We start from the raw sequence: 21,209 nt of genomic DNA on the forward strand, positions 1-21,209 counted from the left end.
CACCCAGCCAGACAATAACGACAAATTTAAGATAGAAGCAGATTTAAGGTAGAAGCATGATGAAACAGAAAATCCTCTTTATCGACCGCGATGGCACACTGATCGAGGAGCCGGTCACCGACAAGCAGGTCGATAGCCTGGCCAAGCTGGTATTTGAGCCTAAGGTGATCCCCGCACTGCTTAAGCTACAGGGCGCCGGCTACCGCCTGGTGATGGTGAGCAATCAGGACGGTCTGGGCACCCCCTCCTTCCCCAAGGATGACTTCGATGCGCCCCAGGATATGATGATGCAGATCTTCAACAGCCAGGGGGTCAAGTTCGATGATGTGCTCATCTGCCCACACTTTGACGATGAAAACTGTAGCTGCCGCAAACCTAAGCTGGGCCTAGTCAAGGCTTACCTCACCGAGGGCCGGGTCGACTTTACCCAGTCGGCGGTGATCGGCGACAGAGAGACAGACCTTGGCCTGGCCGAGGCGATGGGCATCACAGGCATACAGTACAATCGCGAGACCTTGAACTGGGACGCCATCGCCGAACAACTGCTTGGGGGTAATCGCGTGGCGACTGTGGTTCGCACCACCAAGGAAACCGACATTAAGGTCACTGTCGATCTCGACAGCCAGCTAAAGAGCAGCATCAATACCGGCATCGGTTTCTTCGACCACATGCTGGATCAGATCGCCACCCACGGTAACTTCAGGCTAGATGTCAGCGTCGATGGCGATCTTGAAATCGACGATCACCACAGCGTGGAAGACACGGCGCTGGCCATTGGTGATGCCCTCAGACAGGCCCTTGGGGATAAGCGCGGCATCGCCCGCTTCGGCTTTAGCATCCCCATGGATGAAGCCAGTGCCAGCTGCCTGCTGGATCTCTCGGGTCGCCCATTCATCAAGTTTGAGGGGCAGTTCGAGCGCGAGATGGTAGGCGAGATGGCCACTGAGATGGTACCTCACTTCTTCCGCTCCCTCGCCGATGGCCTTCGCTGCACCCTGCACCTCTCGACCCAGGGCGATAACGATCACCACAAGGTGGAGAGCCTGTTTAAGGTCTTTGGCCGTACCCTGCGCCAGGCGGTGAAGGTCGAAGGTGACGCCCTGCCATCGAGCAAGGGGGTGCTATGAGCAGCCCTGATACCATTATCATAGATACCGGCTGCGCCAACTTAAGCTCGGTGCGTTACGCCTTCGAGCGGATCGGCGCCGACGTCGAGGTGAGTGACGATATCGACAAGATAAAAGCAGCCACCCGAGTCGTGTTGCCGGGCGTAGGTACCGCCAGGGCCGCCATGAAGGCGCTGAAGGACAAGAAGCTTATCGACACCATCTGCTCCCTCACCCAGCCTGTGCTTGGCGTCTGCCTCGGCATGCAGATGCTGACCAAGGCCTCACAGGAGCGCGGTGGCTTAAGTTACGGGAATAGTAGCAAGAACTGTCAGTGCCTTGGGCTGATCGACACTAATATAGAGCAGCTGGACGCAAAGGGCCTGCCGCTACCCCATATGGGCTGGAATCAGATAAGCCCGGGCAATCACCCACTGTTTGCCGGGGTTGCCGAGGGCAGCTATGTCTATTTCGTTCACAGCTACCGGGCGCCGCTTGGCGATTTCACCATCGCCAAGTGCGAATATGGCGAGGGTTTTAGCGCCGCCATCGCAAAAGACAACTTCATGGGGGTGCAGTTCCACCCGGAAAAAAGCGCCGCGGTGGGCGCCACCATATTAAGAAACTTTATGAAAATGAATGCCGACAGTTTTGCCGATAACCACAAATCTACACAGGAGAGCGCCCAATGATCATCCCAGCAATCGATCTCATCGAGGGCCAAGTGGTGCGTCTCTACCAGGGCGATTATGCCCAGCAGACCACCTTCGAACTGAGTCCGCTCGCCCAGCTACAGGCCTATCAGGCCCAAGGTGCGACCTGGCTGCATATCGTCGATCTAACCGGCGCGAAAGACCCAGACAGACGCCAGACCCGACTCATAGGTGAACTGGTCGAGAATCTCGAGGCCAATATTCAGGTCGGCGGCGGCATTCGCAGCGAGGCCCAGGTCAAGGAGCTGTTAGATCTCGGCGTCAAGCGGGTGGTGATAGGCTCGCTCGCCGTCAAACAGCCAGAGCTGGTGCAATCCTGGCTCGAGACCTATGGCAGCGACGCCATCTGCCTGGCACTGGATGTAAACATCAACGAGGCGGGCGAGAAGATAGTCGCCGTGTCGGGCTGGCAGAGTGGCGGCGGCAAGACACTGGAATCTCTGGTGGCCACCTTCGCCCCCTATGGGCTCAAGCACGCCCTAGTTACCGACATCAGCCGAGACGGCACACTGCAAGGCAGCAATACCCAGCTCTATCAGGAGATCGCGGCGCGTTATCCCGATATTGAGTGGCAGGCCTCGGGCGGCATCGCCACCCTGGAAGATGTGAGCGCCGTGCGTGATAGCGGCGCCAGCGGCATCATCATAGGCAAGGCCCTACTCATCAACAACTTTACCGTGAAGGAGGCGATCGCATGCTGGCCAAACGCATAGTTCCCTGTCTGGATGTCCGTGACGGTAAGGTGGTCAAGGGGGTTCAGTTTCGTAACCATGAGATCGTCGGTGACATAGTGCCCCTGGCTGCCCGTTACGCCGCAGAGGGCGCCGACGAGCTGGTATTTTACGACATCACCGCCAGCGCCCACGACAGAGTGGTGGACAAGAGCTGGGTCAGCCGCGTCGCCGAGCAGATAGATATCCCCTTCTGCGTCGCCGGCGGCATCAAGAGTATCGAGCAGGCGCGGGAAAAGTTGGCGTTCGGCGCCGATAAGATCTCGATAAACTCGCCGGCCCTGAGCGATCCCAGCCTGATCGATCGCCTGCAAGATGAATTCGGCCGTCAATGTATCGTGATAGGCATAGACTCTTACTATGACGCCGATACCAACAGCTACAAGGTGAAGCAATTTACCGGTGACGAGGCCGCCACCAAAGATACCCAGTGGTATACCCAAGACTGGGTGGAAGAGGTGCAGAGACGTGGCTGCGGCGAGATAGTGCTGAACGTGATGAACCAAGATGGCGTTCGCCAAGGCTATGACATCAAGCAACTCGCCATGGTGCGCGCCATCTGCGACGTGCCCCTCATCGCCTCGGGCGGCGCCGGCACCATGGAACACTTCCTCGAGGTGTTCACCCAGGCGGGTGTGGATGCGGCCCTCGCGGCCAGCGTCTTTCACAAAGGGATCATAGAGATAGAGGCGCTTAAGCGATACCTGCTCGACAATGGTGTACAGATGCGCCTGTAACCGCCGCAAATTTGTTCAAGGAATAAAGATGAAAAACCTAGAAGATTTTAACAACTTAGATTGGGACAAACAGCAGGGGTTGCTGCCCGCCGTGGTCCAGAACCACCTCACGGGCAAGGTGTTGATGCTGGGCTATATGAACCAAGACGCGCTGGCCCAGACCCTGGCAAGCGGCAAGGTCACCTTCTTCAGTCGCAGCAAGCAGCGCCTGTGGACCAAGGGCGAAACCTCGGGCAACACCCTAGATCTGATTGCCATCGACAGCGACTGTGACAACGACAGCCTGCTGGTGCAGGTGATCCCCAATGGCCCCACCTGTCACCTGGAACGAGAAAGCTGTTGGCCCGACGGCGAGGCACATCCCTTTATCGACAATCTGGCAAATCTCATCGCCTCGCGCAGGGGACAAGATGCCAAGAGCAGCTACACGGCGCACCTGTTCGAGCGCGGCACCAAACGGATCGCCCAAAAGGTCGGCGAAGAGGGACTGGAGACCGCCCTCGCAGCCGCCACCCATGACAAGGAGGAGCTGATCAACGAGGCCTCAGATCTCATCTATCACCTGCTGGTGCTGCTTGAAGATCAAGACCTTAGCCTGAAGGATATCACCGCCAACCTGCTGGCGCGTCACAGCGCCGCCAGCAAATAGGCCAAGGCTAGCATTAGCCATACAATTAAGGGCGTCCGGGAGAAGCCGGCGCCCAGCTCTATATCTTGCCATGACGGTTTATGCCCATCCCCACGCTATCCCCCTTTTCTTACTCCTCTGGGTGACTTAAGCCACTATCTCTAAAATCCACTACGCTATCTCTAAAATCCGCTACGCTATCGCAAAAATCCACTTCCCTGGCGCAAAAATCCACACCGCTATTGCAAAAATCCACCTTGCTGAATAATATACATTCATATACAAAAGAATACACAGTGTAACAAACGGACTTATTAGCAACAAATTCATTACAAATTCACCGATGAAATGCCCACTGATGTTAGCGTTCAAACAAGAGGTATCCGGTTATGGCTAGGCGTTTTCGACAGCTCACACTCAAAACAACTACATGCTTTGCCTGTAGCTTAATGCTACTAGTCTCTAGCCAAGTCGCGGCGAGTGCTAGCCAGGCTCAGCCTATGATCATGCCTTATGCACTCACATCTCACGCCCTCATGTCTAGTACGTTGGCCGCCCCCTATAGCATGGTCGCCACCGCAAGCCCTAGACTTGAGCTGAGCGGTAAACCATTCCGGTATGCCCCGGCGCAATCTAACATGGCTTCCGTAGGCCTTTCCCAAAACTCCAAGGCCTCAGCATCACCGCCGTACGACCCAAGCCGCCAGGCCGGCATTGCCTCCTCATGGCTGGGCAAGCTCAAAGCCCATTATCCGAATCTGCTGCTTCACTATCTTGCGCCGCTCATTGCCATCGCCTTGGTGATGCAGCGGGTCTACAGACAGGCCAGTACCCTGTCCAGAACACGACTGGAGCAAGCGATCGATGAACGCACTCAGGCGCTGCAACTTGAAAACCTGCGCCTGCAGGAGATGAGTCACAGAGACCCCCTGACCGGCCTTAAGAATCGCCGCTTCATCGAAGAGATGATTGCCCAAGACCTGAATCGGGTCGACCGCAGCTATGACGCCACGCAGCTAAGGGGTGAAGGCACGCCGAGCAAAGCCGACCTGCTGGCGCTCATCATAGATATCGATCACTTTAAGCCCATTAATGACACCTATGGTCATCTGGCCGGCGATCGCGTCCTGAGCCAGGTGGGTCAGCGACTGACTACACTGTTTCGCAACTATGATTATGTGGTGCGCTGGGGCGGTGAGGAGTTTCTGGTGGTAGCACGCTTTATCGATCGCCAAGAGATAAACCAGCTCGCGGAAAAAGTCCGTCACGCCATCGAGTCGATGGAGATCGAACTCGACGCTAAGCGCACCATAAAGATCACCGCCTCGGTCGGCGCCGCGCCCTACCCCTTCTCCACAGCCCAGGCGGACAGGATAAGCTGGGAGCAGGTGGTTCATCTTGCCGATATAGCGCTATACCAAGCCAAGACGAGTTCGCGCAATACCTGGTTTAGTTACATGGGGAGTGACCAGCTGCCTATCCCGGATGAGCTGCAATTAGACCCCACCAAGATCCCTCGAATCGCTATGGTTTCATCTAAGCCATTGTCCAGGCAGAGTCTTGATCTAAGGAAAGCCGCTCTTTAAGCAAAACTTCTAACCCCCCTACTACAGCCTTATCTCGTTCTGAGTGCTAAGTGCTAAGTGCTAAGTGCTAAGTGCTAAGTGCTAAGTGCTAAGTGCTAGGTTTCATGTTTAAGGCAGGGAAGCCTTAAACTTTTTTATCTCCCCTCAGCTTCTAACCCTTCCATTACGCAGTTAACTTATGTCACTAACTTATGCTGCTAGCTTATGTCGCTTGCTATAGTTTCTAGCCACTCTTCGAAATTAAGCTTCGAAATTAAGCTTCGAAAATAAACGTCAAAAAGAGACTGGAAAATAAGCTTGTTTGCCACTAAGTTGGACCGATTTTGCGCTAACTATTGCTTTCACAACAAGTTTTATATACATAAACATACATTAGAATACAAAAGTGATATATAATAACTGGCAATAAACCTTTTACAGTATTGCAACACTTCAGAGGGATATCGTGAAGGATAATAACTGGATACTGATTGTCGATGACGATGCCGATCTGGCAAATCTGGTCGCCGATTTTCTCGAAATGAACGGCTATAAAACCGAGATAGAACATAACGGTGCCAAGGCCGTCGAGCGCATCATTGCCGAGCAACCTATGTTGGTTATCTTAGATGTGATGCTGCCCGACATGGACGGCTTGTCCATCTGCCGCGCGGTGCGTCATGGCCATACGGGGATCGAGGGTAGCTACAACGGCCCTATCCTGATGCTGACCGCCCTTAACAACGATATCGACGAAGTTGCCGGCCTGGAGACAGGCGCCGACGACTACCTGGCCAAACCCGTGCGCTCCCGGGTGTTGCTCGCCAGAGTCCGGGCCCTACTGAGACGTAAGCCTGAGCCACCTGTCACCGAGAAGCTCAGTAAGCTTCACAGCAATAACGAAAGCCTCATCGAATTTGACGGCCTCAGCATAGATAAGAAATATCAACGTATCCAACAACATGGACAGGATATCGAACTCACCACTGCCGAATTTGAGTTGCTGTGGTTGCTGGCCAGCCGACCCGGCGAGATCTGCGACAGAGACTCTATCTCTGATTACTTCAGCGACCTGGGATACGAGAGTTCCCACAGGACCATAGATCTCAGGGTGTCACGCATTCGCCGCAAGCTTGGCGACGATCCCAGCCACGCCACCCGCATCAAGACGATCCACGGCAAGGGTTATCTGTTTGTCGGAGACTGACTCTAGATGCGAAAAAAGCCCATTGCCTTACTACTGCTCGCGATACTGATCAGCCTAAGCCTGGTCGGTATCGCCGCACGTATGGATCCTCCCGAGGCAAGGGCCGACATCACAGAGCGAGAGGCGCAGCTGACGACGCTACCGGAAAACCAGCAGGGAGAGCTGCTCACCGCGCTGGTCAAACATTATCGCGACAACGACCCCCTCAAGAGCCTGGCCTATGGTGAACAGGCGCTGACCCTCTTCTCCAAGATCCCCGACGATATCCGTAAAGTCACAGTGCTGAACAACATGGCCTGGATATATGTCTCCCTGAGTCAGTATGAAAATGCCCAGCTGCGCACCGACCAAGCCAAACAACTGGCCAAGGCAAGCAATGACCCACATGGACTCTTTACCGCACAGACCATGCAGGGGATCATCTATTGGCGCAAGGCGGACTATCAGACCGCCCTCAAGACCTTCGAACAGGCGCAGGAGATAGCCAAGCAGGAGAAGAATCTCAGGGGAATCGCCAGCACAACCAACTATATGGCGATCATCTACCAGACCCTGGGCCAACCTGAGAAGGCGCTCGACTATTTCATCCGCGCCTTCAACATTCAAAAAGAGGTGGGTGATGAGAAGAGCATAGCCGTCTCCCTCAATAACATCGCCAACATGTATGGCACCAGCGGCAACTATAGCCTGGCGCTGGACTATCAACTGCAGTCGAGGAAGATTCGCGAGGAGCTGAACGATCTGCCTGGCCTGGCGCAGATCCTGGGTAATATCGGCCTCACCTATTTCTATCTGAAGGACAGCGAACAGGCCCTCTCTTACCTGCAACGCTCTCTGGGCTATTACGAATCCCTCAAGGATCAACAGGGCATCGCCGAGATCCACGGCAACCTAGGCATGGTCCATCTGCACGAGCATCAATTGGAATCGGCGCTGTTGCAGTACCAAGAGGCTCTGTCCCTGGCCAAGGCGATCCCAGATACGGCGCTCGAGGCCAGGATCAACATAGATCTCGCCAATGCCTATATCGAACTCGATGATCCCGAACAGGCCTTCAAGCAGATCACCACGGGCTTAGATCAGGCCAATAAGCTCGGCATCGTCTCCCTCAGCGCCTATGGCCTGCTGACCCTCGCCAAGGTGGAGAAGCTACGCGGCAACAGTGAACGCGCCCTCACCTTGAGTGCGGCGGCGTTAAACAGCTCCCAGCAGCTGCAAGATAAGCGTATCGTGCGCGACGCACACGAGTTTCGCTATCAGCTTTACAAACATCTCGGGCAGGCCGAACAGGCACTGGCGAGTCTGGAAGCCTTTAAGCAGGTGAACGATGAGATGTTTAACTCTGAGAGCGACCAGAGAATGGCCTTTCTCCTCAGCCACTTCGAGGCCGAGCAGCAGGAACAGCAGATAAAGTTGCTGCAGGCCGATCAGGCGCTGCAGAAGACCCAACTGGCGCAACATACTTATCAGCGCAACGTATGGCTAGGTGGTCTGAGCGTCTTGTTTATCATCCTGCTCCTGCTGGTGAATCGTCATCACCAGCGCAAGATCAACGCCTCGCTCAATCAGAACATTCAATCTCAACGTGAATTAATTCAAGCCGTTGCCCACGAGTTTAGATCCCCGCTTGCCCGGGTTCAGCTGGCCTTCGACATGCTGGAAGAACAGTTTGAGCAGGACAAACCCACTCGCCTCATCGACACCATCAACAAAGGCCTGAGTGAGCTGGAGAAGCTGATCAAAGAGGCGCTGGATTTCATTCAGATAGAGAGTAAATCCAGGCCGTTGCACCTCTCACAGGTTAACCTCAATAAGCTGCTGGGTGAGTTGATGGACGCTAATAGTGTCCTCTATCCCGATAAGGCCTTTAAGCTGGAGGTTAACCCAAGCGAAACTTGTCTAGTTAAGGCCGATAGCACCCAGATTGCGCGGGCATTTTCCAATATACTGCGCAACGCGGCGCGCTTCGCCCGCTCTCAGGTACTCATTAGCCTCAAGCAAGAAAAGTCCCGTATCCTGGTCATCATCGAAGATGATGGCCCAGGGATCCCCACGGAGCAGAGAGAAAGGGTATTTGAGCCCTTCGTCAGGCTCGATCAAAGCCGTTGTCGGGATTCGGGCGGTATCGGCCTGGGTCTCGCGCTGGCCAAGAAGATATGCGAAGCCCATGGTGGCGCCCTCACCATCTCCTCGTCCAAGCTCGGCGGCGCTAAGTTGTCGCTCGCCTGCCCTTTAGTTAACAGAGAGTCTGATAACAAAAATTCTTCAACCAAGCCAGCTGAACACTAAGCGGTAGAACATAAGGCAACGGAACATCAAGCGGCCGCTCACCAAGCTGCCACAAGCAAAGCCCCTGAAAACAGATAAGCCAGAAACAGAAAGTCGGTAAAGCCTGTAGAAACAGGTCTATAAAACCGATCCGCTGCTAGTGCCAGTTCGCTGCTCATCCCCCTTCCTCTTCTAATGCCCCTGCTAATCTCCCTGCTGATAAGCCAACTTTTCACCCCCAAGCGACGAGAGTTCATCCGGTTGCATCCCAACATTTTCCGCCTAATCTACTAAACCACCCTAAAAAATGTTTATTATTTGTTAAATATATTTGATCAAATGAATATTTTTGCATATAAATGTATATTTAAAGCTGTAAATCTTGCAGAGAAATCCCCCTCAGCAAGGGGAGCGGCGCCATGAGCCTAGCTCATCCCTACCACACACAATAACAACGAGGCACCTGAGCCGGCAGCGGTATAGCAGGATATGCAAGCAGCCAATGCAACAGGAAATCGTGGAGCATATAAGATGAAAATCAGTAAACTAGCAGGCATGATCTCCCTAATCACACTGGGCATCGCCGCCTCGAGTCAGGCAGCAGACAACCGCTATGTGGTTCAAGTCGATAATCAACACAAGGGCATAGTGAAGGCCCTGGCAGTCAAGTCGGGCGCGACAATCGAACTCGACGGTGATGGCTTCTTCGCCGCCAGCTTTAACGCCCAAGATCTCGCCCAGGTCAAAGGCCTGTTAAACAATCCCCATGTGAAGCTGGTCGAGGAAGACCAACGCCGTACCCTGCAGTCACTCTATCAGGATGATGCAGGCGACCCTATGTTGAGCCAACTCACCCCCTATGCCATCTATCAGTCTCAGGCAGATCAAGTTGATTTCGTGCCGGGCGCCGGCATTAAGGTGTGCGTGATCGACTCGGGCCTGGATAGAAGCAACCCTGACTTTAACTGGGGAGCCATCACAGGCGATAACGATTCAGGCACAGGCGATTGGGATGTCAACGGCGGACCTCACGGTACCCACGTTGCCGGAACCATAGGCGCGGCCGACAACGGCATAGGTGTCGTTGGTATGGCACCTGGGGTCGATATGCATATCATCAAGGTCTTTACCGCCAGCGGCTGGGCCTACTCTTCTGATCTGGCTCATGCCACCGACCTTTGTAGCCAGGCGGGCGCCAACATCATCAGCATGAGCCTGGGTGGTGGCGGTGCGAACAGCATCGAATCTAACGCCTTCGAAGCCTTTACCCAGGCAGGTGGCCTGGTGGTCGCCGCCGCGGGCAACGATGGTAACAACGCCCGCTCCTACCCGGCCGCCTACCCCGCCGTCATGATGGTTGGCGCTAACGACGCCGATAATAATATCGCCAGTTTCTCGCAATTTCCTAGCTGTAGCAGTGGCCGAGGCAAACATGCAACCCAAGATGAAACGACCTGCGTAGAAGTCACCGCTGGCGGCGTACAAACGCTGTCGACCTATCCCGCCAAAATGGCCACCATAGCCGCCATGTCGGCGAATGATGTTTTCTTCGAGGCCTCGGCCATGGAAAATATCGGCAGCGCCAGTGGCGGCACCTATTTCATGGGCACGGCCGAAACCTTAGACACCCGAGCACAGGGCAGTGTCTGCGTTATCGATCGCGGCAACATCTCCTTCCATGACAAGGTCGCCAACTGTGAGGCCTCTGGCGGTATCGGCGCCATCATTGTCAATAACGTCGACGGCATGCTATATGGCACGCTGGGTGACGCCAACAGCACTCAGATTCCCGCCGTGGGTGCGGCGCTCAGTGACCGCACAGCCTTAATGGCAGCGACTCAGGCATCTGTGTCTATCGCGAGTGGTGATTATGGCTATATGAGCGGTACCTCGATGGCGACCCCTGCCGTGTCGGGCGTTGCGGCACTGGTGTGGTCAAACTTCCCAGAGTGTACTGGTAGCGAGATCCGTCAAGCACTTAAGGCGACCGCCGAAGATCAGGGCATACCTGGACACGATGAGTATTTTGGCTATGGCATAGTCAAGGCCAAGGCCGCTTATGACTATCTGCAAAGCAGTGGCTGTAACGGTCAAGGCGGCACGCCGGGCAGCTTTAGCCTAAACGCCGAGTATGAATACGCGCGAGGCAAACACAGGATTAACCTGACGACGGTCGCGGCATCTAGCCCTAAGGTTGACATCTACCGTAACGAGCAGCTCATCGCCACGGTAGCGGCAAACACCCTCTATACCGATAGCTTTGGTCGCAAGGCAAGCGGCAACTTCAGCTACAAGGCCTGTGAGGAAAATACCCAGATCTGTACCGAGACCCAAAGCGTCAACTTCTAGTCACTGAGATTTGTCGCTGCAGCTAATCAAGGCGATTTGGTAAGGTGCTGATAGCCTGAGAGATGAGTGCTATAGCGGCTGACGCTAGCCATTGAGCAATAGCTCATCAAGCGTGAGCTCATTGGGCACTGTCTCTCTAAGAAAAAGCTCGCTAAGAAAAGGCTCGCTAAGAAAAGGCTCGTAAAGCACAAGCTGATTGAGCACAAACTCGTTAGACACGAGCGCCTTATGCGTAAGTAAATTGAAGGGCGGAGATCATCTCATTTGATCTCTGCCCTTATTCTTGATTGGACAGAGCTCAATTAGACATATCTCAATTCGACAGGGCGAGATTAGACAAAGCTCAACTAGACAAATCTCGGCTAGATAGGGCTCGATTAAACAGTGCCCGATTAAGCAACATTAGTTGAATCCCAGTGTTTGTCGTCTAGGGATTCGTCGATCCCAGTACATTTCCCCAACTCATACACTGCTTCACCACTTCCACACTATTTACAGAGCACTCCCCTTCTCCATCGCGTCTATCTCCAATAAAATGCTATTTATTTATAAATATCAGTCCATTGCGACCACTCAGTCAGATTAACACACAAAAACCTATATACATAAATTCACATTTAAGACTAATTTGTGACATTTTTGATAAACAAATGTTGATCAAAACCAAATCGAGGTATATAAATGTATACATATCGAATACATTTGTATGTGATATAGCCCTATTGAAGACCTCATCAAGTAACTGGGTGCGACAACACTGAGTACTTATAAATTTTATAACAACAGGAGAACAGTTGATGACTACACCCAAGAAATCATCTTCCAAGCTGCTCACAACACTATTAGGTGCCTCACTCTTAACTGGTTTGAGCCCTGTAGCACTGGCCGTAACCAAGGCGCCGCTGAAGGCAATGCCGCAGTACGATAACCAAAGCGTACTGGTCAAGTTCAAGCAGAAAGTCACTAAGAAAGATCGTAAGGCGCTAACCCGTAACCTGGGCGTCTCTTTCAAAGATAAGAACAACGACGGCGTGGATGACCGCCTGCGTAACATCGCCAATGGTCGCCTGGCCGTGCTGGATCTGGGCCAGGGTCGCCAGGTAGAGGCCGTCCTCAACAGCCTGAAAAACCACCCTCTAGTTGAATACGCAGAACCTAACTACATAGTACACACCACTGCAGTGCCCAACGATACTTCATATGCAAGCCTTTACGGCATGCAGAAGATCCAAGCTGAAACTGCCTGGGACTATGTGATCGGTGATTCTTCTGTTGTTGTTGGTGTTATCGACACCGGCTTCGACTTCAACCACCCAGATCTAGCTGACAACATCTGGACCAACCCAAATGAGATCGCGGGCAACGGTATCGATGACGACGGCAACGGCTACATTGATGATATCCACGGTATCTCAGCTATCCTAGATAACGGTAACCCGTCTGATACAGGTGCTCACGGCACTCACGTATCTGGCACTATCGGTGCCAAAGGTAACAACGCCCTGGGTGTTGTCGGGGTAAACTGGCAAACCAACATGGTCGGCTGTAGCTTCCTCGGCACAGGCGGCGGTACCCTAGCCGATGGCGTTCAATGTATCGACTATATGATCGGTCTTAAAAACGCCGGCAACAACGTCCGCGTGCTGAACAACAGCTGGGGGGGCGGTGGCTTCACCCAAACCCTAAAGGATGCCATCTCGGCGGCCAACAATGCCGACATCCTCTTCGTTGCGGCTGCGGGTAACGATTCTGCAGACATAGACAACGGTGGTTTCTACCCTGCCGGTTACGATGTGCCTAACGTAGTGGCGGTAGCCTCTACCGATAGCGCCGACAACCTGTCTGGTTTCTCTAACTACGGCGATCAACTGGTTCACCTGGCTGCACCGGGTTCATTCATCCTGTCAACGACGCCTAACAACAGCTACGACACTTTCAGCGGTACCTCTATGGCGACACCGCACGTAGCCGGCGCCGCAGCCCTGATCCTAGCAGGTAACCCTAACCTGACCACGTCTCAGCTAAAAAGTGTACTCATGAATACTGGTGATGCGCTTACAGCATTGCAAGGTAAAACCATCTCAGGTAAGCGCCTGAACCTTGCCAACGCCCTGATCGATTCAGGCGGAGCGGGTCCTTCTTTCTTCATGGAAGCAACACCAACTAAATCGACCGTCAACCAAGGCGACAGCCAAGCTTATGCTATCGATCTGGTGGCTGCGGGCGGTTTCAACGGCACAGCGACTATGAGTCTGAGCAGCGTGCCTGAGCTCAACGCAGAAGTGGTATTTGCACAAAACCCGGTTGCGGGCGACACCACTAACACTATGACTATCAATACGACCGAGCAAACTGCGCCAGGTACGTACAACATGACGGTCAACGCCACTGACGGAGCCGTGTCTAAGAACATCAACCTGGAGCTGAAAGTATGGCCTCAAGGTACTGTTTCTACTATGTTGACCAGCAACCAAGTCGTGCCTATCAGCGATAACGATCCTTCATTCCCTGCAACCAGCAGCATCAATGTTCCATACGACATGACGCTGACTCAGGTTGAAATATTTGTTGACATCACCCACGCCTGGGCACCTGACATGCTTGTGTCTGTCATTTCACCAGCCGGCGAAGAAGTCATTCTGCACGACCGTGCGGGCGGCAATGGTACTGGCCTTGTTGGCAACTTTATTCCTACCGAATACGAGCTGGACAACGCATTGGGTGAGTGGACACTGAAAGTTGTTGACGAAGTTGCGGGCGACACGGGTGCTATCAACAGCTGGTCGCTAAAACTGACTGGCGCGCCATCGGCAGGCACGGACTTCGTACCAAACGTACAGATAGCGACACCTGCTAACCAAGGCGCGTACCTGACCGGTGAAACCGTCAGCTTCAGCGCAAGCTCAAACGACACCGAAGACGGCGACCTGACGTCTGGCATCGTTTGGACCTCAAGCATCGACGGCGTTATCGGTAACGGCGCAACCTTCACTAAGTCTAACCTGTCAGTAGGCGACCACGTGATCACTGCGACCTCTACTGATTCAGCAGGCCAGGCAAGCACAGAAACTGTTGAGCTATCTGTTGCCGATGCTAACACTACAGTAAGCGGTGCTAATAACACGGCTATTGCTATGCCTGAGATGGGCGGCAAGGTATTTACTGAAATCGACCTGCCTACCGGCGTTGCTATCGATGCAATCGAAGTCAATGTCGATATCTCGTTCGAATCGGTTCAATACCTGAACGTGTGGCTACAGTCTCCGTCTGGCACCCTGGTTAAACTGGTGACTTGGCGTCAGTTCTGGAACAAAGACCTGGTTAAGACCTTCAACCCGGTTGAGTTCGCAGGTGAGTCGAGCATGGGTACATGGCGTCTGTTTGTAGAAGATACCTCTAGCTACATCATGAATGGCGTACTGAACAACTGGAGCATCTCGGTTTCAAACGGCGATGCGGTACTTCCGCCTCCTGCTGAAAACACTGCGCCTGTGATGACTATCAATGCACCTATGGGTGGTACTAGCTTCAACCTAGGCGACAGCATCACCTTCACAGGTACTGCAATCGACGCAGAAGAAGGTAACATCAGTTCACGTATCGACTGGTACTCAAACTTCGGCGGTAAGATTGGTACCGGTGGTTTATTCACGACTAGCTCACTCGTCGCAGGCGACCACATAGTGACAGCAGTAGCTCACGACTCTGAAGACGCATTCGACCAGGCACAGGTAAGCTTTACCGTGCTAGATGCGCCTGCTAACGAAGCCCCAGTGGCTGACTTCAGCTTCGCGGCTAACTTCTTAGCGGTGCATTTTAGCGACCTTTCAGGCGACAGCGACGGCGCGATAAGCAGCTGGTCTTGGGACTTCGGCGACGGTGCTAGCTCAACGCTGGCAAACCCAGGCCACAGCTATGACGCCGCAGGCATCTACACTGTCACCCTGACCGTTAGCGATGATGATGGCGCCGAGCACTCAGTCACTAAAGAAGTAACTGTAACTGAGCCATCTATCGTACTAGAAGGCAGCGCAAGCAGTGATGGTAGCCGTGTGGTAGCAAGCTTGTCTTGGACTTCGAAGAATAAGGTAAACTTCGATGTATACCGCGACGGTGCCCTAGTAAGCTCTGGTGTAAGAAAAACAAGCTACACAGATCGCTTCAGCTCTAACGCTACTAGCTTCACTTACCAAGTATGTGAAACTGGCACAAGCACCTGTTCTTTAGAGGAAACCATTGTGGCTACTCCTAAGACTAAAGGTAGAAACAAGTAAGTTGTAACCCAGGGAAGGCTCTGCCAAGAGCCTTCCTTTTTTTCTATCTATATCTAATTTTAGCTAACGCTATCTAACGTTATGAAAAGCAATCACTCCGCCGCTGGATTGACCTATATCCAGGCCGGGCAGACACCCGAGGCACAAGCGGTGAACAACAACCGACTCTCCCTATTCGCGATACTCCTGCTATTTATGCTAACGCCCTTCACCCATGGCTCGAGCGAATTTCGCGCCTACCAGAGCCGCTATGACGACCCACTGCTCAATATGGTTGCCGAGGACAGGGAAACGCTTGAAAAGTTTAACGCCCAGCACAAGGCAACTATCGGCTCGGTAGAGATAAAACCCAAACGGATCAGCGAAACGAACACAAAAAGCAAGACGCCGATAGCGAGCGTTCAAAAGGAGGCTTCAGCCACTCCAGAGGACAAGCCTACGGAATTGACGCCCGGTTTCGTGCTGTCGGTAAAAGAGAAACGCTTAAGCAAAGCTGCCGGTGAGACTGCGATTTATCACTTCTCGACACTTGAAGACAGAACTCTTGTAGACAAAGCACCTGAAGACAGAGCACTTGAACAGAGAGCGCTTATAGACACTAGCCTTACAGGAACGAGTTTGGCTAGCGAGAAATTAGGGGGACAGATATGCCTGAGCCTGGCCTCCTCGCTTCCCGGCGCCAGGCTTACTAAGGAAAGGATTCATCCTGGCGACACATTCAGCCTCTTGGTGCCATCAAATAGTGACGCCCGATGGGGCGACTACATGTTTACCGTGACCGCCTCGGCTGACGGCGGCAATTGGGTCAAGCAGCAAAGTGTCAATCTCAGCCTGCTTCCCGGCGACATACGCGAGATAAAGCAGGCCAACTTCACCTGGCATCCCATCATAGACAATACTCCTGAGGGAACAGTGAGTCGCATCGCCGTCGAAGATGAACTTGCCGCCTTTGGCGTGCGCATCTTGGTCAATATCGCCCACACCTGGCACAGGGATCTTAGCATGACCCTTACCTCCCCCATGGGCACAAGCTATCAGTTGGTGAGCGAAAGCCATGCTGGAAAAGACAGTCAGTATCGAGATTATCGTACCCAGGCCTTCAATCACGAGGCGATAAGAGGCGACTGGACCCTCAAGGTGAGTGACCTGGCAGCAGGCGATGTAGGCACGCTAAGGGGCTGGCAACTCCTCATCTCGGGTTACTCGGCTGCTCAGCCACAAGAGATAAGTGCTAGTCCTTAGTCCTTAGTCCTCCGTAGACCAAAGTCCATAATCCATGCAATGACATGAGCCAGATACGTACTGAATCACGGCAGAGCAACATCCAAGCATACTCGCCTAAAAAGCCGCCATTTCGCGCGAGAAAACGCCTATTTTATCGTGCATCTTGCATTCACCTTCTGCCAATGAGAACACTCTGTTTTCGCAAAAGAATTAAAGCAAAAAAGCTGTTGTCCCATAGCAGTTCTGCTACAATTTCGCCGTAATTTCCTCCTCTAACATTACATATAAAAATAGTACCCTATGAATCAATCTAATAAAGTTCTAGCCGTTAACGATGATCTGCCCATCCGCACCGACAAGCCGGTACATTCAGGTAAAGTCCGCAGTGTTTATTGGTTAACCGCCGAAGACAGTGCGCGCCTGATCGAGCAGAAAGGTTATGACGTTCCCGCTGACACGCCGCTGGCGATCATGGTGATCAGTGACCGTATCTCTGCCTTCGACTGCATCTGGCAAGGCGAAAACGGCCTCAACGGCGTCCCTGGCAAAGGGGCGGCGCTTAATGCTATCTCTAACCATTGGTTCAAGCTATTTAAAGAGAAAGGCTTAGCAGACAGCCATATTCTGGATGTTCCACATCCTTTCGTGTGGATCGTGCAGAAGGCGCAGCCAGTGATGGTCGAAGCGATCGCCAGACAGTACATCACAGGTTCTATGTGGCGTGCCTACAGCAAGGGCGAGCGCGACTTCTGTGGTATCACACTACCCGAGGGACTGGAGAAGGATCAGAAGCTGGAAGAGGTGCTGATCACCCCATCGACCAAAGGTGTACTGACAGGTCTTGAGGGCGTCCCCGAAGCCGATGATGTTAACGTCTCACGTGCGGATCTGGAGCGTCACCTTGAAGGCTTCAACTTCCACAGCAAGGGCGATATCGACCTTTACGAGAAGCTGCTTAAAGAGGGCTTTGCGGTGATCAGCGAGGCCCTGGCCGAGCAAGATCAGATCTTCGTCGACACCAAGTTTGAATTTGGTTACGTGAAAGATGCCAGTGGTCAGGAAAAGCTGATCTATATGGATGAAGTCGGCACCCCTGACTCATCACGTATCTGGGACGGTGAAGCCCGTCGTAACGGCCAAATCGTCGAGAAGTCGAAAGAAGGCTTCAGACAGTGGCTGCTAAACCACTTCCCAGATCCCGATATTCTGCTCAACAAGGAGCGTATGCCTGAGCGTTTCGCCCTGGCGCGCGACAACAAGCTGCCAACCGAGGTGATGATGGATATCTCTAACACCTACGTAGGCATCGCCGAGACCATCATAGGTCATAAGCTACACCTGAGCGAGAATCCTCGTCAGGAGATCATCGATATCCTGCGCGATGAGTATCAGCTGATCCAAGCCTAATGGCGCTAAGCTCCTGATGCTCAACTGGCATAATTTGCCAGGGCAAGATGAGATAATCAGGGCAGACTAGAAAACGAAGGCCAGCGTTCAACAGACGCTGGCCTTTTTATGCGTGTTTATCTGCGTTTCACCTGAGATTCGATTGGGCCTTTTTATTGGAAAGTCACCCAGAAGTGGTTTTATCATGCTTGAGCTTGAGCCCTAAAAGCCGCCAGCAATGGCGCTAAAACCTGCCACAGCTCGCTCATAAGACGATGATGAAAGAAAATTAATCTGCTAAAGCAGATAGGCGCGCCATCGAACGGCGACTAAAAATTCGCTTAATCTGCGCCAATGATTCGCTTTGGCCAAACATGACCAAGATGGCAACTTACCTCAGAGTGGGAAACCTCATACGCGGTCGGCCGGCATGGCTTAGCTCAAATAGCGCCAGCACATCCATTTAAATGATTAACACACAATAACCATTAAAATCAGGATGATATACAAGCCTCAATCCACTCAGGCCTGGGTATTCGGTGGTGATAAAAGCTGCAACTCGTCTCTAAAGCACCGCTCGCCGCAACTTCATAAAGCTAAGGCAATGAAATAAACATTAACTAACGAGAGACAGACAAGACGGGATCTGGCAACTGAAACCACAGTTCAGAACCCAGTTAAAAGGATGGCCTTAACATTTTCTCACAACTTTATTAATCCAATCTTAAACTTTTGATTTGCCGCGCCCCTGCCCCGCTTGATAAGGTATGGCGGCAATCACATCTTTAGCGCCCCCATGCCTGTTAGGCAATAAAAAAACGATTGGGCGCCAGCAACAGGGAGAACCCATGCGCAAGTCTATCCTCACCACGGCTATCTTAGCCGGTCTATATCTCACTGGCTGTACACCAGCAAGCCAGGAAGCAAGCAATACAGAAGTAGCAAGTAGCGAAGCGGCGAAGCCTGCCGTACAGGCGAGTGAAGGTCAAATCAATGCCAGCAACGTACTGCTCAAGAAGAGCGTGTTACAGTATCAGGCGCCTGAGTTTGATAAGATCACCTTCGACGATTATGCCCCCGCCTTCACCCAAGGGATCATAGAGCATGATAAAGAGATCCAGGCGATCATCGACAACCAGGCAGCCGCAGATTTTGACAACACCATAGTTGCCATGGAAAAGTCTGGCAGCCTGCTTACCCGCGTGGCCAAGACCTTCTTTAACCTGGCCAGCGTTAACTCTAACAGCCAGGTACAAACCCTGGAAGCCGAGCTAGCACCTAAGCTGTCTGCGCACTGGGACAACATCTTCCTTAACCCTGAGCTGTTTGACCGCGTCGAGAGCGTCTACAAGAGCCGCGACAGCCTGAGCGCCGAAGATAAACACTTAGTCGAGTATTACTACCTGGCATTCGAGCGCGCCGGTGCCAAGCTATCTGACGCAGATAAAGAGAAGATGCGCGATCTCAACGGTCAGCTCGCCAGCCTAACCACAGAATTTTCTAAGAACGTTCTCGATTCATTTAAAAACGAAGTGATCATAGTTAAAGACAAAGCGGAGCTCGACGGCCTATCTGACGCCGAAATCGCTACCCTCGCCCAGGCCGCAAAAGATGCCGGCAAAGAGGGATACCTGATCACTCTTGTGAACACCACCCGTCAACCAATTCTTTCCAGCCTGAACAATCGCGAGCTAAGAGAGAAAGTGTGGAAGACCTCGGCAAACCGCGCCATGGCGCTTAACGGCCCGAATATCGTCAAGCAGTCACACCTGCACGCTGAAAAGGCGGCGCTACTTGGCTATGACTCTTGGGCAGCCTACACTGTAGCCGATCAGATGGCCAAGACGCCGACGGCCGTGTATGAGATCTTAGATGACCTAGCCCCTAAAGCTGTGGCCAAGGCCAAGCTAGAGGCGGCGGACATACAGGCGCAGATTAAGGCATCGGGTCAAGACTTCGAACTGGCACCATGGGACTGGGCCTATTACAGCGAGAAGGTTCGTAAGGCCAAGTACGACCTGGATCAGAGTCAGGTTACGCCTTACTTCGAGTTTAACCGCGTCCTCAACGACGGCCTCTTCTTCGCCATGGAAAAACTCTACGGCATCACGGTCAAGCCGCGCAAAGATCTGCCTGTCTGGAACCCAGATGTGCTGGCCTATGAGATCTTTAACAAAGACAAGAGCTCAGTCGGTATCTTCTATCTGGATCCTTACGCCAGAGAAGGTAAGAACGGCGGCGCCTGGATGGATGAGTTTGTGACTCAGAGCGGCCTGCTGGGCACTAAGCCTGTGGTCTATAACGCGCTGAACATTCCAAAGCCAGCCTCAGGCCCAACCCTAATGACCTATGATGAAGTCAGCACCATGTTCCACGAGTTCGGTCACGCCGTACATGGTCTCTTCTCTCAGGTGAAATATCCAAGTGTGGCAGGTACGGCGACACCGAGAGACTTCGTCGAATTCCCATCACAGGCCAACGAAGACTGGTCTATCGATCCTGAAGTTTTGGCCAACTACGCCAAGCACTATCAGACCGGCGAGCCTATCCCTGCCGAGCTGCTGAAGAAGGTATTGGCGGCGAGTAAGTTTGGACAAGGCTTCGATACTACAGAGTATCTAGCGGCGGCAATCCTGGACATGGAGTGGCACTCAATTGGTGTCGATGCCAAGATCGACGACGTGGCTAAGTTTGAGCAGCAGGCACTGGCGAAACACGGCATCGACTTTGCGCCTATCCCGCCACGCTACAAGTCAACCTACTTTAGCCATGCATTCGCCGGCGGCTATTCAGCGGGCTACTACGCCTACCTATGGACCGAGGTCTTTGCGGCAGACGCCTTCGACTTCATGAGCCACAACGGCGGCCTGTCACTGGAGAACGGTAACAAGTTCCGCGACAACGTGCTGTCTAAGGGTAACAGTGAAGATTTGATGCAGGACTACATCAAGTTCACCGGCAGAAAGCCAACCGTGGATGCCCTGTTAAAGCACAGAGGCCTGACGGAATAAGTCTGGATTT

Annotated in this window: 14 protein-coding genes; all 14 read left to right on the top strand. The window is 53.0% G+C overall.

All coding sequences use genetic code 11. From position 1 onward, the window contains the following. Positions 1-56: 56 nt before the first annotated feature. Positions 57-1,127, top strand: a complete 1,071-nt coding sequence (hisB, locus tag K0H80_RS11210; protein WP_220071619.1) for a bifunctional histidinol-phosphatase/imidazoleglycerol-phosphate dehydratase HisB — start codon at positions 57-59, stop codon at positions 1,125-1,127. Continuing rightward, positions 1,124-1,798 (top strand): imidazole glycerol phosphate synthase subunit HisH, encoded by a 675-nt coding sequence (hisH, locus tag K0H80_RS11215; protein ID WP_220071620.1) that lies wholly within the window; start codon positions 1,124-1,126, stop codon positions 1,796-1,798. Before hisB ends, hisH begins: the two co-directional genes overlap by 4 nt. Continuing rightward, entirely contained in the window at positions 1,795-2,532 is a 738-nt protein-coding gene (hisA, locus tag K0H80_RS11220; RefSeq protein ID WP_220071621.1) for a 1-(5-phosphoribosyl)-5-[(5-phosphoribosylamino)methylideneamino]imidazole-4-carboxamide isomerase, read from the top strand. The genes hisH and hisA overlap by 4 nt, the downstream gene beginning before the upstream one ends. Beyond that, entirely contained in the window at positions 2,514-3,287 is a 774-nt protein-coding gene (hisF, locus tag K0H80_RS11225) for an imidazole glycerol phosphate synthase subunit HisF (RefSeq protein ID WP_220071622.1), read from the top strand. Before hisA ends, hisF begins: the two co-directional genes overlap by 19 nt. Positions 3,288-3,315: 28 nt before the next feature. After that, complete coding sequence (gene hisIE, locus K0H80_RS11230) at positions 3,316-3,936, top strand: bifunctional phosphoribosyl-AMP cyclohydrolase/phosphoribosyl-ATP diphosphatase HisIE (RefSeq protein ID WP_220071623.1); 621 nt, start codon at positions 3,316-3,318, stop codon at positions 3,934-3,936. Between the two features lie 515 nt (positions 3,937-4,451). Continuing rightward, positions 4,452-5,501, top strand: coding sequence for a GGDEF domain-containing protein (locus K0H80_RS11235; RefSeq protein ID WP_220071624.1), 1,050 nt, complete (start codon positions 4,452-4,454; stop codon positions 5,499-5,501). A 445-nt stretch (positions 5,502-5,946) separates the two neighbouring features. After that, positions 5,947-6,687 carry a response regulator gene (locus K0H80_RS11240; RefSeq protein WP_220071625.1) on the top strand — a complete coding sequence of 247 codons (741 nt, stop codon included), beginning with the start codon at positions 5,947-5,949 and terminating at the stop codon, positions 6,685-6,687. A gap of 6 nt (positions 6,688-6,693) precedes the next feature. Then, positions 6,694-8,976 (top strand): tetratricopeptide repeat protein, encoded by a 2,283-nt coding sequence (locus tag K0H80_RS11245; protein ID WP_220071626.1) that lies wholly within the window; start codon positions 6,694-6,696, stop codon positions 8,974-8,976. Positions 8,977-9,486: 510 nt separating this feature from the next. Beyond that, positions 9,487-11,304, top strand: a complete 1,818-nt coding sequence (locus tag K0H80_RS11250) for a S8 family serine peptidase (protein ID WP_220071627.1) — start codon at positions 9,487-9,489, stop codon at positions 11,302-11,304. A 287-nt stretch (positions 11,305-11,591) separates the two neighbouring features. After that, entirely contained in the window at positions 11,592-11,714 is a 123-nt protein-coding gene (locus K0H80_RS19790; protein ID WP_220071628.1) for a pentapeptide repeat-containing protein, read from the top strand. Between the two features lie 387 nt (positions 11,715-12,101). Further along, a complete protein-coding gene (locus K0H80_RS11260) occupies positions 12,102-15,578 on the top strand; it encodes a S8 family serine peptidase (RefSeq protein WP_220071629.1) in 3,477 nt (1,158 codons plus the stop codon). Between the two features lie 81 nt (positions 15,579-15,659). Next, the gene (locus K0H80_RS11265) at positions 15,660-16,820 is read left to right on the top strand and encodes a proprotein convertase P-domain-containing protein (protein WP_220071630.1); all 1,161 of its coding nucleotides are present in this window, start codon (positions 15,660-15,662) and stop codon (positions 16,818-16,820) included. Positions 16,821-17,102: 282 nt separating this feature from the next. Beyond that, a complete protein-coding gene (locus K0H80_RS11270; RefSeq protein WP_220071631.1) occupies positions 17,103-18,209 on the top strand; it encodes a phosphoribosylaminoimidazolesuccinocarboxamide synthase in 1,107 nt (368 codons plus the stop codon). A gap of 827 nt (positions 18,210-19,036) precedes the next feature. After that, positions 19,037-21,199 carry a M3 family metallopeptidase gene (locus tag K0H80_RS11275; protein ID WP_220071632.1) on the top strand — a complete coding sequence of 721 codons (2,163 nt, stop codon included), beginning with the start codon at positions 19,037-19,039 and terminating at the stop codon, positions 21,197-21,199. Positions 21,200-21,209 lie beyond the last annotated feature (10 nt).

The organism is Shewanella aegiceratis, assembly GCF_019457495.1.
GTDB lineage: Bacteria > Pseudomonadota > Gammaproteobacteria > Enterobacterales > Shewanellaceae > Shewanella > Shewanella loihica.